The 15,204-nt window shown below is 43.1% G+C and carries 18 protein-coding genes; 12 read left to right on the forward strand and 6 right to left on the reverse strand.

Going from position 1 to position 15,204, the window contains the following annotated elements; all coding sequences use genetic code 11:
• Positions 1-140: 140 nt before the first annotated feature.
• The 4 genes from QUB44_RS01165 to cpeB form a co-directional block, all read right to left on the reverse strand.
• Positions 141-755, reverse strand: coding sequence for a HEAT repeat domain-containing protein (locus QUB44_RS01165; RefSeq protein ID WP_333159599.1), 615 nt, complete (start codon positions 753-755; stop codon positions 141-143).
• Positions 756-899: 144 nt separating this feature from the next.
• Entirely contained in the window at positions 900-2,189 is a 1,290-nt protein-coding gene (locus tag QUB44_RS01170) for a HEAT repeat domain-containing protein (RefSeq protein ID WP_333362065.1), read from the reverse strand.
• A gap of 171 nt (positions 2,190-2,360) precedes the next feature.
• Entirely contained in the window at positions 2,361-2,855 is a 495-nt protein-coding gene (locus QUB44_RS01175) for a bleomycin hydrolase (RefSeq protein WP_333173666.1), read from the reverse strand.
• A 79-nt stretch (positions 2,856-2,934) separates the two neighbouring features.
• Positions 2,935-3,489, reverse strand: coding sequence for a C-phycoerythrin subunit beta (cpeB, locus tag QUB44_RS01180; protein ID WP_015174916.1), 555 nt, complete (start codon positions 3,487-3,489; stop codon positions 2,935-2,937).
• Positions 3,490-3,723: 234 nt separating this feature from the next.
• Here cpeB and QUB44_RS01185 point away from each other — a divergent pair, with 234 nt between their 5' ends.
• The 6 genes from QUB44_RS01185 (at position 3,724) to QUB44_RS01210 (ending at position 9,124) form a co-directional block, all read left to right on the forward strand.
• Positions 3,724-4,260 (forward strand): phycobiliprotein lyase, encoded by a 537-nt coding sequence (locus QUB44_RS01185; RefSeq protein ID WP_333362070.1) that lies wholly within the window; start codon positions 3,724-3,726, stop codon positions 4,258-4,260.
• Positions 4,261-4,310: 50 nt separating this feature from the next.
• Positions 4,311-4,913 carry a chromophore lyase CpcT/CpeT gene (locus QUB44_RS01190; protein WP_333255241.1) on the forward strand — a complete coding sequence of 201 codons (603 nt, stop codon included), beginning with the start codon at positions 4,311-4,313 and terminating at the stop codon, positions 4,911-4,913.
• A 226-nt stretch (positions 4,914-5,139) separates the two neighbouring features.
• The gene (locus tag QUB44_RS01195) at positions 5,140-6,024 is read left to right on the forward strand and encodes a phycobilisome linker polypeptide (protein ID WP_333362073.1); all 885 of its coding nucleotides are present in this window, start codon (positions 5,140-5,142) and stop codon (positions 6,022-6,024) included.
• Between the two features lie 111 nt (positions 6,025-6,135).
• Positions 6,136-6,903 (forward strand): phycobilisome rod-core linker polypeptide, encoded by a 768-nt coding sequence (locus QUB44_RS01200; RefSeq protein ID WP_333362076.1) that lies wholly within the window; start codon positions 6,136-6,138, stop codon positions 6,901-6,903.
• Positions 6,904-7,144: 241 nt separating this feature from the next.
• Positions 7,145-7,912, forward strand: coding sequence for a phycobilisome rod-core linker polypeptide (locus tag QUB44_RS01205; protein WP_333362078.1), 768 nt, complete (start codon positions 7,145-7,147; stop codon positions 7,910-7,912).
• A gap of 555 nt (positions 7,913-8,467) precedes the next feature.
• Positions 8,468-9,124, forward strand: coding sequence for a HEAT repeat domain-containing protein (locus tag QUB44_RS01210; RefSeq protein WP_333362081.1), 657 nt, complete (start codon positions 8,468-8,470; stop codon positions 9,122-9,124).
• Positions 9,125-9,149: 25 nt separating this feature from the next.
• Here the strand turns inward: QUB44_RS01210 and QUB44_RS01215 are convergent, their stop codons facing one another.
• Positions 9,150-9,722 carry a phycobilisome protein gene (locus tag QUB44_RS01215; protein WP_333362084.1) on the reverse strand — a complete coding sequence of 191 codons (573 nt, stop codon included), beginning with the start codon at positions 9,720-9,722 and terminating at the stop codon, positions 9,150-9,152.
• A gap of 245 nt (positions 9,723-9,967) precedes the next feature.
• Between QUB44_RS01215 and QUB44_RS01220 the strand changes: the two genes are divergently transcribed.
• Positions 9,968-10,702, forward strand: a complete 735-nt coding sequence (locus tag QUB44_RS01220; protein WP_333362087.1) for a 15,16-dihydrobiliverdin:ferredoxin oxidoreductase — start codon at positions 9,968-9,970, stop codon at positions 10,700-10,702.
• Positions 10,703-10,709: 7 nt separating this feature from the next.
• Entirely contained in the window at positions 10,710-11,462 is a 753-nt protein-coding gene (locus tag QUB44_RS01225; RefSeq protein ID WP_333362090.1) for a phycoerythrobilin:ferredoxin oxidoreductase, read from the forward strand.
• Positions 11,463-11,464: 2 nt separating this feature from the next.
• On the opposite strand, the gene QUB44_RS01230 is transcribed toward QUB44_RS01225, so the two are convergent.
• Entirely contained in the window at positions 11,465-12,295 is an 831-nt protein-coding gene (locus tag QUB44_RS01230; protein WP_333362093.1) for a pentapeptide repeat-containing protein, read from the reverse strand.
• Positions 12,296-12,513: 218 nt separating this feature from the next.
• Between QUB44_RS01230 and QUB44_RS01235 the strand changes: the two genes are divergently transcribed.
• The 4 genes from QUB44_RS01235 (at position 12,514) to QUB44_RS01250 (ending at position 14,925) form a co-directional block, all read left to right on the forward strand.
• Positions 12,514-13,122, forward strand: a complete 609-nt coding sequence (locus tag QUB44_RS01235; protein WP_333362096.1) for a phycobiliprotein lyase — start codon at positions 12,514-12,516, stop codon at positions 13,120-13,122.
• Positions 13,123-13,282: 160 nt separating this feature from the next.
• Positions 13,283-13,549: a hypothetical protein gene (locus tag QUB44_RS01240; protein ID WP_333362099.1), complete on the forward strand. Its 267-nt coding sequence runs from the start codon at positions 13,283-13,285 to the stop codon at positions 13,547-13,549.
• A 9-nt stretch (positions 13,550-13,558) separates the two neighbouring features.
• Positions 13,559-14,440, forward strand: a complete 882-nt coding sequence (locus QUB44_RS01245) for a HEAT repeat domain-containing protein (protein ID WP_333362104.1) — start codon at positions 13,559-13,561, stop codon at positions 14,438-14,440.
• An 8-nt stretch (positions 14,441-14,448) separates the two neighbouring features.
• Positions 14,449-14,925 (forward strand): DUF2656 domain-containing protein, encoded by a 477-nt coding sequence (locus QUB44_RS01250; RefSeq protein WP_333159568.1) that lies wholly within the window; start codon positions 14,449-14,451, stop codon positions 14,923-14,925.
• Positions 14,926-15,204: the final 279 nt, after the last annotated feature.

The raw sequence follows: 15,204 nt of genomic DNA on the forward strand, positions 1-15,204 counted from the left end.
TATGAATTCAAGATTTCCCAATAGCTATAAGCGAAAAGTTGATTCATACCGTGAATCAGCAAGCCCCAAAGTTTTATCATAGCTTAGTCGGCTACAAGTGCTGTGTGCGATCGAGAGTAGTGCTAAAAATCTCACTAAACCTAACTATCTGCACGCTTATAATTCATCACCAAATCCAACCGCGATAAAGAACTTGTCGCTGATTCCCGCACATAAGAATCCACGGCTTCATCATTCGCAAATGTGGTGAGAACTTCTACACAACGTCGATCGCCCACAGAAGCAAGAGCATTCACGATCGCCACTTGTACCGCCACATTATCCGTTGTATTCAGCGACTCCACCAAAATCTCAAAAGCAGAGGAACCCATCTGCCCTAAAGCCATCACAGAAGCAATATTAACCACAGGATTCGGATCGTCGATCGCCTTTTTTAATCCCTGCAAGCCCGCTTCAGGAAACGGCAACTCTGGATAATTAATCGCAATTTGTGCCAATACCTTCGCCGCACTCCCTCGCACAGTCACATTATCACTGTTTAACAATGCCTCCACCACCGATGGCACGGCATCTTCACCAATCACGCCCAAGGCTTTTACCGCCGCCCGACGATAGGTGACATCTTCTTCATCTAAAATGCCCACCAGTCGAGAAATTGTATTTTCATCGCGGGAATCGGCAATTTCAAACATTGCCCGATCGCGCAGATGAGGGTTCGGGTGTTTTAGTTGTTCAAACAAAGCATCTGTTGTCATGGTTTTTGTGGTTTTATAGCAGTTGACGGTTGACTGTTGACTGTTGACTGTTGATAGTTGATAGTTGACAGTTTTATGGCGGTTCTCAAGCGTGGTGAGGTATGCCCTATGCCCTATGCCCTATGCCCTATGCCCTATGCCCTATTAAGATAGTTCGGATGTTACACAAGTATGAGCATCTACTTTAGCTCTAACCAACCAATCTTGGTCGGCCGCAGCGATTTCATAACCCGTGAGATCACCAAGTTTTTCTAGTGCCATTAATGCAGCATACTTCAAATCCCAAATTTTAGTTTCCAGGCAGGCTTTCAATTCTGGAATAGCACGTTGTTCTCCCAGTTCCCCCAGGGCGATCGCCGCCGCTGCACGGGATTTCTGAAACTGGGGTTGGGAGTGATGCAAAGCTTCCAATAACAAATCGTAGGCTGGAGAATGTTTTAACCAACCAAACAATTTTACCACATGAAAATGCGCTCCATAGTCATTATTTGCTTCTTCAGCAAAGGTAGCAAACAGGGCTGCTGGTGCATCCTCTGAGTAATTTTCAAGTATCGTTTTAGCGGCTAAATAGCAACGTCCAAAATCTGTTTCGTATAATTGGCGAATCAAAAACGGTAAGTCGGGGAATTTTTCATAACTATGCACTAAATCTAAATCCCCTGGATAGTCTCTTAATGTTTGTTCCAAATATGGTTTAATGGTAGCAAAGGTCAGGATTTTTTCAGCAATGCCTGCTTCTGCTAACATCCTAATCCCTCTGAGCCGAAAGACTAAAGATACCGGACACCTGGCAATATTTGGAATTGCATCGTAGTAACGCGCATCTATCAAATCCTGAATAGATAATCTGCGCCCAAGGACATTTTTGTTTTGCAACATCGCGACAACTTTTCCCATTTGAGAAAAGTCTCTGGTTAAGCGACAAATTGCGGCGATCGCAGCACTAGCAGTCGGCGGGTCAATATCATCGACAAATCTGCGAATTCTGGCTACGGCTGGCTGATAATCTAATTTAGTCAGGGTGTGGATAATTACCCGGTAGGTTTGTCCCGGTTTGTCCAGCAATTGAGCAACTTCTGCTAAAATATCGGGATCTTGAGTGCCAATTTCGCCGATCGCCCAAACGGCATTTTCCACCGTGTAACAGTCATCATCCGCCAGACAGGTGCGAATCACCGGCAATGCTTGCACAGCTTGCAGTCTTCCTAATGTTTCCACCGATTTGCGGCGCACAATCCGGTTTTCCAGCACCGGATCGGTTTGTTGTACTGCTCGCATCAGTGCTGCGATTGATCGATCTGTGGAGAAATTGATCAAGTGGGAAGCAGCTATGTAGCGGGAATCCTCTTCACCGATTTCAGCTTGCGGCGTATCTAAAAGGGCGATCGCCTGGTCTTCCGTTAAATTAAAAAAACTAAAAAAGCGTTTATCCATAAAATTAGCAGTCGGCAATAATTATAATATGATATGCCTATTAAAACACAATAACAAGCCTAGGAATTCTTTACCCTTACTTTACCGAAATTGGTAAAGCAATGAGCCAAGAGTTCCTAGACTTGTCGGGTAGAAACTACCCAGTCACGACATTACAAACCTGCCAATTAATTAGGACAGGGAGTTGATCGCGTAGTCAAGAAGAGCATTGTACTCAGTCAAAGCTTGAGCAGACAAATCGCGAGGAGCGCAACCGCGGTTACGAGCAAAGCTCAATGCTTCAACGTAAGGAGCAGTAGGCAAGCCCAAAGCGCGATAAACTTCGCGTTGACCAGCAATACCCCATTCGTCCAGAGGGCCTGTGCCGCCAACAACTAAGCAGTATTGGACCAAGCGCAGGTAGTGCTTGATGTCACGATGGCATTTTGCTTTGAAAGTATCGGTGGAGTTAGCTTGACCGGATTCGTTCAAGTAAGGATACTTTTTGATGCAAGCATCATAAGCTTCTTTAGCAACTGCGTCGAGGTTGTTGCCTAGTTTTTCTGCAGCTTCTAAACGAGCAGCAGAGCGTTGGATAGAACCTTGAACTGATTCTAAATCTGAGGTGCTAGGGAAGCGGCCTGCTGCATCAGCAGAGGCAATAGCGGTGGTGAGAACTGATTTCATTTCCTAAAACTCCTAAAGTGATTTTGACGACAGTGAGCGTAGTTTCAATTTTGCTGAGCGAATTGCGATTAGCAACTGACTAGCTCAGTGCAGAAATGATGCGATCGAAGTAGCTGGAAGCTTCAGCAACGAGGCTAGCACAACGATCTTCTACTACAGGACTGCCCATTTTGCGGAGCTTAGCACCAGCAAATTTTTCGCTAGGATTGTCTTGGATGTGAGCAGCGGCTTGAGCCTTCATGATTTGAACGGCACGCACGGTGGAGGTGGTGGGCACGCCCAAAGCTGCGTAGGTTTCTTTCAAACCATTCAAGCAACGGTCATCAAGAACTGAAGCATCACCAGCCAACAAAGCGTAGGTTACATAGCGCAAAATGATTTCTGCATCGCGCAAGCAAGCAGCCATGCGGCGGTTAGGATAGCAGTTACCACCAGCTTGAATCAAGCCTTGGTTTTCGCAGATCATACCGGCAACAGCATCAGAAACCATGCAGCTAGCGTTGCTGGCGATCGCGTTTACAGCGTCCAAGCGTCGGTTGCCGCTGGCAACGAAAGCTCTCAGAGCACTAATATCACCGACGGTGGAGGTGCTGGCATCGGCTGAAACTACAGCTCTTGAAAAAGCGTCAAGCATTGAGTTCTCCTTAACTTAGAAAAATTATTTCTGAACTTGAGTTGGTCAACTTGGTGACTAACTTAATGGTTTTGAATATATCTCTGGGGTGTTTCCTCTGTCTCATTCCTGAGAAACAAAGTAACAATTTGTTACTTTTGTGGCTAAAAGCACTTTTTTTCGTGGACAGGCGCGCAAAAAGTGGAGTTCTGAAGACAAGAATATTTTGGCTCTTGCCCCTGTACAATGTTTTCCATGAACAATATTAAGCAGTTTGTTGAAAATTCTCTAGGACGGTGGCGATCGCAGCGCAGCGCCCATCATTTGACTTTCAGACACTTTGAAGCTGTGCAGTCAGTCATTGATATCGTTGCTATCTCACCGGACGATCGGGCAGTAATGGAACTCTGTCAATTGTATAATGTTGACCCATCCCAAGCAGTAATGCCTTTTCAAATGAGTTGGGAGGGTGAGTCAGATTGGGATGAAAATTCTGAGGTTAAGGGGAGTTGTATTCTTGTACCAATCCCCGATCCAAATGTACCTAATCGTGGTAAGTTATTACGAGATCAAGGTTATGCTGAAACTATTGCCGCAGCAGGTGACTATCATATCACAGAGGATGGAACTTTTGTGCTTTTGACTAGCTACGAACACGCCGCAGCGGAAGAAAAAATCTGGTTTGCTAATCCTAATTTACGGTTTCGTGTTTCCCTAATTAAAACCAGTGCCGGAAGTGGGGTAGTAACGGCATCATTTTCCTCAGAGATTCGTTCGCTGTCAGGAAATTAGTGAATTACCAATTGCTATTCATAAACTTTCTTCTACCTTCTTTTTAGCATATGAATTCAGTTAAAAGCAATGATTTAATCACTTTAGCTCAGTGGATGGCTGGGGATTTTAGTAACTATCAACAATCCTTTGAACACCCACAACAATTTGCCCATATTCGGATATTTTTTCGTCCCTTACCCTTTGAATTTTTCAATGCCATTGGCTTTTACTCTGAACAGGTTTACGACCACGATCTGTGGACTCCCTATCGTCAGGGAGTTCATCGCTTAATTGACCAGGGAGATCAGATTTATATTGAAAATTATAGCCTCGAAGACCCAATACAGTACGCCGGAGCCGCACGAGAATTAAGCATTCTCAAAACTATTAAACCAGATAGTCTGCAACGACGCTATCACTGTTCCATGATTTTTAAAAGAGACGGCAAAATGTTTCGAGGCAGTGTGGAACCTGGAAACCTTTGTCTCATTGAAAAAAGAGGTTGTTCAACCTACCTAGTTAGTGATGTCGAGATTACAGAAACAACTTGGAGTAGCCTCGATCAAGGTCTGGATGTGAATACCCATCAACAGGTTTGGGGGTCGGCTTTTGGCTCTCTACATTTTGAAAAGCGTCAAAGTTTTGCCAATGAGTTACCTCACATATTATAACTTATCGGCTTAATAATTTCAACTCACATTCGCCATATATTACAACTCTTCAGGGCGTATTACAGAGAAAATATTGCAATAAAAGAGTCATAACCAATATATTAACCTCTTTGTGTAGTACAAATAAGCTCACCGATCAGATTTAATGTTAAGTTATGTAAAGTTTTCTAATATAACGTCTAAATATGGTAGTTTCTCATGTAATACAATTGTGGAGATTTTTTCAATGGTTTTTGGACCTGCATCTCGACTTGGAGTCAGTTTATTTGAAGAAACACCCCGTTTAGAACTAATTTCAGGACGTTCACAAGAAGAAGTAGAAACCATCATTCGTGCCGTTTATCGGCAAGTTTTGGGTAATGCTTACGTCATGGAAAGTGAACGAGCGACGATTCCTGAATCCCAATTCAAAAGTGGTGAATTCAGTGTGCGCGAATTTGTCCGCGCTCTGGCAAAATCAGACGCTTACCGCTCTCGCTTTTTCGATACTTGTCCTCGCTATCGGTTTATTGAGCTCAATTTCAAACATCTTTTAGGTCGGGCTCCTGATGGCTTAGAAGAAATGAGAGAACATAGCACCATTCTAGATACTGAAGGCTTCGAGGCAGAAATTGATTCTTACCTCGACAGTGATGAATACCAAAATGCCTACGGGGAAAATATCGTTCCCTATTACCGAGGCTACAAAACCCAGCCAGGACAAAATATGGTTGAGTTTACTCATATGTTTGCTCTGTTGCGGGGAGCTTCCAGTAGCGACCTCAAGGGCAGTCTTTCTGGAAAAACCCCTGTTCTGAATAAATTCGTGATTCAGCAAACCCCCCTACCCATAGTTCCCCCTTCAGGTGGTGCAGTTGGAGATGGTTGGGCATTCCAAGAGTCTGGTATCAATTCACGTACTCGTGCTGGATTAGGCGCCTCAGCAGAAGGCAAAGTTTATCGCATTACTGTGACTGGATATCGTTCTTCAGCAACGACTGTGATGAACCGAGTCTCTAAATTTCGCTCTAGCAATCAAGCCTATCTCGTACCATTTGATAGGCTCTCGCAAGAATATCAACGCATCCACAAACAAGGCGGCGTAATTTCCAGCATCACTGCTGTCAACTAACAACCGCTCAAACTTCTGCCTTAACGACTTGGGGAATTATCTCCCTGAGCGTGTCTTTCACAATCCCTAATTCTCTGTTTTGAAGCGTTATTTATTCTTAGGAGAAACTCAATGAGTGTCGTTTTAGATGCGCCAGTAGAACTTTGGCCTACCAGCAGCTCCGATGATAAACAGGCGGTAATTCGCGCTGTTTACAAGCAAGTATTGGGCAATCCCCATGTCATGGAAAGTGAACGCCTGACGATTGCAGAATCCAAGTTGTGCGATGGCACGATAACGGTACGAGAATTTGTCCGCGCTGTGGCTAAATCTGACTTTTATCGCAGTCGGTATTTTGAATCCTGCGCTCCTTACCGCTTTGTCGAGCTAAACTTCAAACATTTGTTGGGTCGCGCTCCTTTAGCTCAAGAGGAACTTTCTGAGCATATTTGTCGGTGTACCCAAGAAGGCTACGAGGCAGAAATTGATTCTTATCTCGATAGTCCAGAATATCAGGAAAAATTTGGCGAGAATACAGTCCCTTATTATCAAGGGGCAAAAAGTCAAGTCGGACAAAAGCAAGTCGGCTACAATCGCACCCTTTCCCTGTATCAAGGTTATGCAGGAGTTGATAGTGCTTTTACCGCTTCTCGCTTAGTAGATTTTGTGGCTGGCAATAGCGGTAACAAGATTACTTTACCAACAACAGGCGGTCGGATCAGCGCTTACAAAGATGCCACAGAAAAGACATTCAAGATTTTAGTCAAGGGGTCTAAATTTGATAGTCCTCGCCGACTAAGTAACACTGAATATCTGGTATCCGGTGCGAATATGACTCCGCAAATTCAGCGAATTCATCGTGCAGGTGGCAAAATTGTCAGCATCACAGAAGTTGCTTAAGGCATAGAGTGACTAGCGGGTAGAGAAGTAAAAATTTACTTCTCTATCCCTCTCAGAAACAATCGCGATTTTTATCTTATCACCCTCGCAATTATGAAAGCGAGAACGATAGAAACAGAGAGTTTTTGTGTGCCTAAATAACAGATGCGTTCGCTTTGTCAAGCTATTTCAAGCAACAGTAACATCTTTTGACAGTCTCAATCAAACTTTAATTAACGTTAATTAACGTTAGGAAAAAACAATGTCCAGTTTAACAGCCTCTTTCGTCAGTGACCCCGTAGAACTTCGAGCCAATGCAACCGAAGACGATTTACAAGTCGTCATTCGTGCTGCTTACCGACAGGTGTTAGGAAATGCTCACCTGATGGAAAGTCAGCGTCTCACCAGTGCTGAATCTTTGCTTCGCAATGGTGATATTACGGTGCGTGAATTTGTCAGACAAGTGGCAAAATCCGACCTGTATCAGTCTCTATTTTTTAACACCAATTCTGCCTATCGGTTCATCGAGTTAAACTGCAAACATTTGCTTGGTCGGGCTCCTTTAGAACAAACGGAGATTTCTGAGCACGTCCAAATTTGTAACGGTCAAGGCTATGAAGCCGAAATCGATTCTTATATCGATAGTGACGATTACAGCCAGAACTTTGGCGAGAATATTGTGCCTTATCCTCGGAACATTCGCAGCCAAACTGGTATCAAGAATGTCGGGTTTAATCGGATGCTTTCTTTGCTGGGAGGAGCAGCTACTAGCGATAGTAGTAATCAAGCTCAATTAATTGCTACAGTTGCTAGCAATCTGCCTCAGAAAATTAAACTTTCTAGCGTTGGTAACAGTGGAGCCTCTAGCACAACTGGTAAACGTTTTCGGATTACTGCTGCTAAGTCTGGTGGTGCTAAGGTCAGAGTGAGCAATATCAGCTATGAAGTCAGCTATGCTCAAATGTCTAAGCAAATTAAAAATATTCAGAAAATGGGAGGCAAGATTCTCAGTATTACTGAAGTTGGCTAAAATTACCTATACTTCACCTTTGTCTTCATTAAAGTTTGGTATCTCCTGCTTTCTATAGAGCGAGTTTATTATTCGCTCTTTTTCTTCTATGCAACAGTTGAGAATAAAAATAAATGACTCAGTTTTCAAGCTGAGGATCTGAAAGATGCTACCCCCAATAGCTTGTAAAAAAATTCAGGCTTGGATCAGAAGTCGTCACCTAATTTTTTGCGGTCAATTGCTAGTTTTTGAAACTTTAGACTATCCAGCAGTTGAGCGATTTGAGGAATGTGTTAACAGTCTAGGAGGGTGCTTAATTTCTGTTGAACCAGCCAAACGACTTTGGATGGGAAATCATCGACAAGTGATTCTCTATCAGGCTAAAGCCAGTTTGCATACACCTCATCATGAACTGCGACAATATTGGTTCAAGTACGGCTGTTTTCAGACTCGATTTGATCAAAGAGCTTAGCTATAACAACCGCCCAGGTTATTAATTATTAAAATATCTTTGATTATTTGCATAATTAGGAACTTTTTGGTTAAAATAAAGAAAAATTATACTTTGTTGTGGCTATGGATATTCACGAAATTGAAACGTCTCTGAACAATCCTGATTTTCAGTATCGACTCAAGGCCGTCGCGGCTCTCAAGGATTATCAACCAGAGATTGCTGTTCCCTTGCTCAAGGGCAAACTCGATGACCCGGAATTCTTAGTACGTTCCTTTGTCAGCAGGGCATTTGGGACACAACAAACCGCTGAATCCTTCGCCGCATTGCTCCAAATCATGAAATTTGATAATACGCCGAATGTGCGAGCTGAGGCTGCTAATTCTCTTTCGCTGTTTGGTCGATGTGCTGCATCTCATTTAGTCTCGAATTTTTTTCAGGATGACCACTGGTTGGTTCGTCGTAGTATTCTGGCGGTTTTGGTTGATATGGAGTGCGAAAGCGAGCTCTTTGAGGTCTGTGTGGAAGCCTTAGCTGGCGAAGATATGACCACCCAGGAAGCCGCTGTGGATGCACTTGGTACATTAGCCGGAACGACTCAGGAACCGGCTGCACTTTCTCAGTTATTAATGCTGGCTAATTCGGAGTATGAACGTATGCGTCAGCACGTCGCATCTGCTTTACAGCATTTTGATGATCCGCAGGCTAAGGAAATTTTAGGTCAACTTCGGCAAGACTCAAATCATCGAGTTGTTGCTACTGCTTTAGAAAATCTGCTTTAGACAATAATAAGGAAGTTGATTAAGCTTAACTAAAAGTTTTTAACCCACTGATTAAATGGTCAAAAGAGAGACTCAATAAATCCCGGTCTTCAGAATTAAAATGCTGCAAACTAACTTTTTTCAACTGTTCTAGTCCACAGAGCATCGCCGAAACAGGAACCCGCAATTCTAGATACAGTAGCTCCATGTTTTTGAGTCCTTCTTGGCTAGTAAATTGAGGATTGTTACCTGCAATTCCATAGGTGATACAGCGTAGGAACTGCCAAAAATCTCGCCAACAGGCTTCAGCACGTTCGGGAGGATAAAGGTCATTACCAGGCTCAGTTATATCGCGAAAGTCCGCTAATACCTTTTTTCTCGCATCAGCAACAATATTAGGAGCTTGCTCTCGCAATAATCTGGCTTTTTCTAGCATTAAAGAGAGATGAGGATGAAGATTTTTAATGCGTTCTAAATCCTCATCTGTGAGATATCGACTTTGATTGTCAGCATCTTGAAAAATGGCAATTACTTCATCTGAATATAAGTTTTTCCACGTGGCAAAACTGACAATTCTCGCTTGGGGAATTAATTGCTTGGCTCTTTCACTTAATTGCATATTTATTAAATTACACTCACTTAATTTACTAGGATAGACTAAAATTATGAGCGGGTTGATTAAGATTTATTACAAATGCAGCCGTTTAATGATGGCTGGTACGCGATTTTTCTGGGTAATCCTGAGCACACAACAGATTTTTGTAACGAAATATTACTTTGTTTGTCAAATACAGAGACAAGATTTAAGGTAATCCCGTATGATCTTGTTTTGAGGGAAAGATTGAAGGAGCTAGATTTTAATCTATGTTTAAGCCGTTTCAGGAATTCTTAGAAAAAGAACTGGTTGGACGTTTTGCTCTAGAGAGTCGTCCCATTCCCTCTGGGTTAGAATCGGTGGTGAGTGAAAGAGGCAAAAATCCCGCCACGATTCAAAGTTGGTGCTATCAATGTCCCGAATTGCGGAAGATTCGTTACACCTACATTGATGCTGGAGAAACGGCACAAATTTTCAATAGTGTCATTTATCCGAATTATAATTACGATCTGCCTTTGCTAGGAATTGATTTTTTAGCATTTGGACAGAAGAAAATCTTGGTTGTCTTAGATTTTCAACCTTTATTCCGCGATCGCGCCTACATAGACAAATATATCGGGCCAATGAGCGCAATTAAGGATAAATACAAAGATTTAACGCAAGACTTAGAAATGAAGTTTTACGATGCGAATCAGTATTTTTCTAAGAACTTGCTATTTGCTAAAACAGATGCAGAAACGGTTGTAAGTCGTTTGTTTCCAGCCTATCAAGAATATGTCCAGTTGTATTGGCAAATGGTAGAGCAAGCCTCCCCGCTTAACACTCCCGAAGAGATGCAGCGGATTGTGAAGGCACAGAAAGATTACGATCAGTATAGTGCGGAACGCGATCCTGCATCAGGGCTATTCGGCAGCTATTTTGGGCATGAATGGTCAGATAGATTTCTGTACGAATTTTTGTTTGAAGATGCTGTTCCCTTAGCAGTTCCAGCGGGAGTAAGATAAGTTAAAAATGACTCTTTATCAGCCTTTCTTAGATTACGCTCTCCCACTTCTAAAAGCACGACTTGACTTGGCTCCCTATCCCATTCCCGAAGGTTTTGAACGGAAGGAAGCTATAACTGGAAAGGGGAAAAAAAAGCAGTTGGTTGTGACGACAAGTCATGCTTTTAAGTCCTCAAAATTACGGCAAATTCGGGCCGCTCATGTTGAGGGTGGTGATGCTCTACAGGTACTTAATTTTGTGATTTTCCCACAGTTAAGTTATGACTTACCCTTTTTTGGTGCGGACTTAGTAACCTTGCCGGGGGGACATTTAATTGCTTTAGATATGCAGCCTCTTTTTCACGATTTGGCTTACCAGAAGCAATACTCAGAGCCAATTTTGCCGATTTTTAACAACTATCAAAAGGAGTTGCCTTGGGGAGGAGATTTTCCCGACGAGGCAAAACCTTTCTTTTCACCTGCTTTTCTTTGGACTCGTCCGAAGGAAACAGAGGCTGTGCAAACTACGGTCTTTGAAGCTTTTAAGGATTATCTTCAAGCTTATCTCGATTTGGTGGATCAAGCGCAACCTGTCACAGATAGTCAGCGACTTGGAGAGATTCTTGAGGCACAGCGACGTTATATTAATTATCGTGCTGCAAAAGATCCCGCTAGAGGAATGTTTATGCGGTTCTATGGTGAGGAGTGGACTGAGGAATATATTCACGGTTTTCTGTTCGATTTAGAACGCCAAATTCCAGAAGTTCAACAATCAGTGTAAATTTATCCTACCTGAGAGCGAAGACTCTGAGCCGTATTGTTACGAGTAAAAGCATTCCAAGTTCCTAATTCTTTGGAATCTCGACTACAAAGCATGGCTTTCATCTCTTGGGTTAGTCCTTGTGCTAGGGTAAAATCAGCCCCAGCGATACTCTTTAACTGCTCTAAATTGGCCCCGGTTAAGTCAGCCCCTCGTAAATCCGCTCCTTGTAATTCGACTCCAATCAATATAGTATTTCGTAAATAAGCACCAGTCAGAAAGGCATTCTGAAGACTTGCCCCACTTAAGGCTGCTCCCTCTAAATTGGCCCCAGTTAAATCTGCTCCACTGAGATAAGCACCTCGCAGATTACAGCCGTGTAAATCTGCGCCTCTGAGGTAAGCTGTATTCAGAAAAGCTCCATTGAGATTGGCTTGGGGACCAATTGCTCCTGAATTTTTGTAATTAAAACCCTCTGGCCACAGGGTATGAGCATTATATTGAGCTAATTTTAATTTTGCCTCTTGTAGGTGGGCATCGACTAAATTACAGCCCTGTAAATCTGCACGAAAAAGATAGCTTTCTTGTAAATTCGCTCCACTCAAATTGGCATCTCTGAGATTTGCCCTTCGTAAATCAACCCCTTGGAGATTTGCCCCTTGCAAATTGGTTTGACTAAAGTTTGCCCCAATCAAGTTGGCTCCACTGAAATCAATACCAGATAAATCCATCTGGCTGAGGTTGATTCCCGCGAGGTTGGTTTGAGCTAGACTTTTGCCTTGCTGAATGGCTGGTAAGATTTCTATTGCAGAAAGGGGTTCGGAGAGGAAAGATGAGTGTTGACGAGGTGACATTATGTTTTTCTGAAAATTTATTGATCGAGTTGCTCAAAATTGTCCTGTGTCATTTATCCTAGAATTTGAAGGATTCCAGACTGACGTTTGTTTATTTTTCTTAACCAAAATCAGCTCTGATTCCCAGTTCGGCTAAGTTCAGGTCAAAGCCTAAATCCCCGTTTTTCAATGATATTTGTCTCAATCCCTCTGATTCCTCTCGCTAAGTTGACACAGAAATGCTGCTAACACCACCTATGACTATGATGGATTTCTTTCGCAAGAGTGAGGGCGTTTGGTTTACTCAGCGAACAGTCCATAATTTTGATACTGCTGCGGCTGATGAGTCGGGAGAGTCCAATGTCATCGTTGACGTTTTGTCAATAGATGATCCCAGACTTTTAGATGTTTGTCAACAGCAGAATGTCGATCCCGCTTTAGTTAGTGGGGGGTGCAGTTTTATGTGGCAGGACAATTTAGATGATACAGTTCCGAACCAAAACTATGCTGCTATTCTTTTAGATGTGCCTAATCCTACTAATCCGAGAACAGGCAAGTTTCTGCGAAATCGAGGCTATGTTGAAGGTATTCCGGTCATCGGTGTTTACCATTTTGCGGATGATGGGGTTTTGACTATTGAGACGGAATATGAGACTAATCAAGGACAGGAACGCTGTTGGTTTATTAACGATCATTTTCGGGTACGGGTGATGACTGTGCAGATGGTAAATGGGGTTAAACAAATGGCATACTGTTCTGAGCGTCGTTGTGTTTCTCACTCTGCTGTAGAAGAGATGATTGAACACAATCGCTTGAGATTTTCTGGGGTGGGTGTGCTGTCACCTTAAAGCACAAATATCGAGTCTCTTGCAATCCCAGCTACAAACACAGTCAAAATATCCTGGTGATTGAAATTGCGGTAACATAAACAAAAAATATTCAGACGACTGCAATTGCAGCTACACACAAAGTTCGCCTACGCGGACTCATTATTAAACTATCAAAACTATGTCTGACAACGAAGAATTGCATCCATCTGATAATGAGGAAACTGTTGCCACTTCACCAGAGACTAATGTTGAAGAATTGGCAGAAGTAATTGCTGAATTTGAGGAATATCGGGAACGTTTGGTTAATGAAACGATGACGGCGGCACAAAAGGCAAAATTACCTCCGAAGGCGGCGATGGCTAAAATTGAGCCGGAACTTGCTAAGATTGATGCTGGGCTGGAGAGTCTTCGCGCTCAAATGGCGGCTCTAACTACTAATAATTAGGTGATAATTATGGTCAATTCTAATGCTCAAGCTGAGGCACATCCCATTATATTGGCTCACGCTGAAACAGATGCTTTTCTTCGGGAAGTTACTGAACAAATAGATTTAGATACTTTCGATGCTAATGATTCCAATCTGTTGAAGCGGTTGGTTGAATGTTTGGGAGATACGCGGGGGATGACTCGACTGCGTTTCGCGGAAACTTTGGCTGAAATTGGCGAAGCGGCGACTCCTTTTTTGTTGGATGGTTTAGCAAATCATGTTAATCCGGTTGTGCGGCGTGCTGCTGCTAAAACTCTGACTTTGATTGCTGATCCGACTGCGGTTCCTCATTTAATTCATGCTTTGTTGAATGATCAGGATACGGTAGTTAAGGGTTCATCAATTGGGGCGTTGGCGAGGATTGGGGAGCCGTCTGTGCAGGCTTTGTTGGATATTTTAGGGTCAACTGATTTGCCAGAGAGTACGATCGGTCATGCGGCTTGGGCGTTGGCTTTTATTGGGGCGGGGGCGAAGGAGTATTTGTATCGGGCGATCGCGTCTGATTCGCCTGTGGTGCGCGGTGCGGTGGTGGGTGCGATCGCCAAGGTTGCACAGGAAGAACCGAAGGATGAATTATTCGAGATTTTGGTTAAGTCTCTGACGGATGTTGATGTGGATGTGCGTTGTGAGGCGGCGGCGGCTTTAGGAAATCTGGCTTATAAACCTGCAATTCCTAATCTGATTGAGTTGCTGGACGATGGTGATGGGGAAACTCGTAGGGCGGCGGCTTTGTCTTTGATGAAAGTGGGCGATCGGGCTGCGATCGAACCGCTACAAGCTGCATTAGCAAAGGAATCAGAAGCGGCGATTCAAGGTGTGATTAAGTTGGCAATTTCTCAAATTAAGTAACTAAAAGTATGACTGAATCTGGAACGGGGCGGATGTTGCTTTCTCATAATTTTGATATGCCAGAGGGTGTTTTTCCCACCTTAAGTAGGGAAGAATTTACTCGGGTATTTGCTGAGGGTTTAAGTCAATATCCTGAGATTAAGTGTCGTCAATTAAATCATGGTCATTGGATGGTAGAAGTTTTATTTTCTACTGATGCTTTTTCGCCGCCTCAAGTGGGAGAATTTTGTGCTCAAAGTTTGGTGGATAAGCGGATGAGTCAGGGGAAAGCCGATGATTCTTTTCCTGATATTTTGATTTTAGCGGGATTGAAGAAGACTCCTCCTTTGAGTAGCGATGCTGATGCGTTGCAGACGGGAGAATGGGGGGTTGATGTGGTGGAAACTCAGTCTGCTGAGAGTTTTTTGATGGCGATGGGGTGGGAGGAGAAAACGGGGGGAAAAAGTATTGAGGATGTTTTTAAGGTTGAAAGGAGAAAGGGGTAAAGGGTGAGTTAATGTGCCAGGGTATCTTTTTGATTGATATTGTTTGTTATCCTTGAGACTCCGCCAATTTACAGGCTGCCCAATAAGCTGTAGCAAATTCAGTTTCCATTTGTAAAACATCAGCTTGATACTCCGCAGCGCTTGCCATTTCTGCTAGTGCTGTATCAATTTATTCTCGCTTCAGCGTGGATAATTCTCGACTAATAGCCCATAATAAATTCATCACGACTTTTTACTTTTTCCTGGTTTACGGCTCGATAAGTCGCTTATAGCAAATTA

Source organism: Microcoleus sp. AT3-D2 (genome assembly GCF_036705715.1).
Lineage (GTDB): Bacteria > Cyanobacteriota > Cyanobacteriia > Cyanobacteriales > Microcoleaceae > Microcoleus.

Bases quoted from the DNA above. Each gene is read 5' to 3' on its own strand.
- QUB44_RS01250 (WP_333159568.1), top strand. From the start codon at position 14,449: ATGACTGAATCTGGAACGGGGCGGATGTTGCTTTCTCATAATTTTGAT.
- QUB44_RS01195 (WP_333362073.1), top strand. From the start codon at position 5,140: ATGGTTTTTGGACCTGCATCTCGACTTGGAGTCAGTTTATTTGAAGAA.
- QUB44_RS01175 (WP_333173666.1), bottom strand. From the start codon at position 2,855: ATGAAATCAGTTCTCACCACCGCTATTGCCTCTGCTGATGCAGCAGGC.
- QUB44_RS01245 (WP_333362104.1), top strand. From the start codon at position 13,559: ATGGTCAATTCTAATGCTCAAGCTGAGGCACATCCCATTATATTGGCT.
- QUB44_RS01165 (WP_333159599.1), bottom strand. From the start codon at position 755: ATGACAACAGATGCTTTGTTTGAACAACTAAAACACCCGAACCCTCAT.
- QUB44_RS01215 (WP_333362084.1), bottom strand. From the start codon at position 9,722: ATGCAATTAAGTGAAAGAGCCAAGCAATTAATTCCCCAAGCGAGAATT.
- QUB44_RS01170 (WP_333362065.1), bottom strand. From the start codon at position 2,189: ATGGATAAACGCTTTTTTAGTTTTTTTAATTTAACGGAAGACCAGGCG.
- QUB44_RS01190 (WP_333255241.1), top strand. From the start codon at position 4,311: ATGAATTCAGTTAAAAGCAATGATTTAATCACTTTAGCTCAGTGGATG.
- QUB44_RS01205 (WP_333362078.1), top strand. From the start codon at position 7,145: ATGTCCAGTTTAACAGCCTCTTTCGTCAGTGACCCCGTAGAACTTCGA.
- QUB44_RS01200 (WP_333362076.1), top strand. From the start codon at position 6,136: ATGAGTGTCGTTTTAGATGCGCCAGTAGAACTTTGGCCTACCAGCAGC.
- QUB44_RS01185 (WP_333362070.1), top strand. From the start codon at position 3,724: ATGAACAATATTAAGCAGTTTGTTGAAAATTCTCTAGGACGGTGGCGA.
- QUB44_RS01235 (WP_333362096.1), top strand. From the start codon at position 12,514: ATGCTGCTAACACCACCTATGACTATGATGGATTTCTTTCGCAAGAGT.
- cpeB (WP_015174916.1), bottom strand. From the start codon at position 3,489: ATGCTTGACGCTTTTTCAAGAGCTGTAGTTTCAGCCGATGCCAGCACC.
- QUB44_RS01220 (WP_333362087.1), top strand. From the start codon at position 9,968: ATGTTTAAGCCGTTTCAGGAATTCTTAGAAAAAGAACTGGTTGGACGT.
- QUB44_RS01230 (WP_333362093.1), bottom strand. From the start codon at position 12,295: ATGTCACCTCGTCAACACTCATCTTTCCTCTCCGAACCCCTTTCTGCA.
- QUB44_RS01210 (WP_333362081.1), top strand. From the start codon at position 8,468: ATGGATATTCACGAAATTGAAACGTCTCTGAACAATCCTGATTTTCAG.
- QUB44_RS01240 (WP_333362099.1), top strand. From the start codon at position 13,283: ATGTCTGACAACGAAGAATTGCATCCATCTGATAATGAGGAAACTGTT.
- QUB44_RS01225 (WP_333362090.1), top strand. From the start codon at position 10,710: ATGACTCTTTATCAGCCTTTCTTAGATTACGCTCTCCCACTTCTAAAA.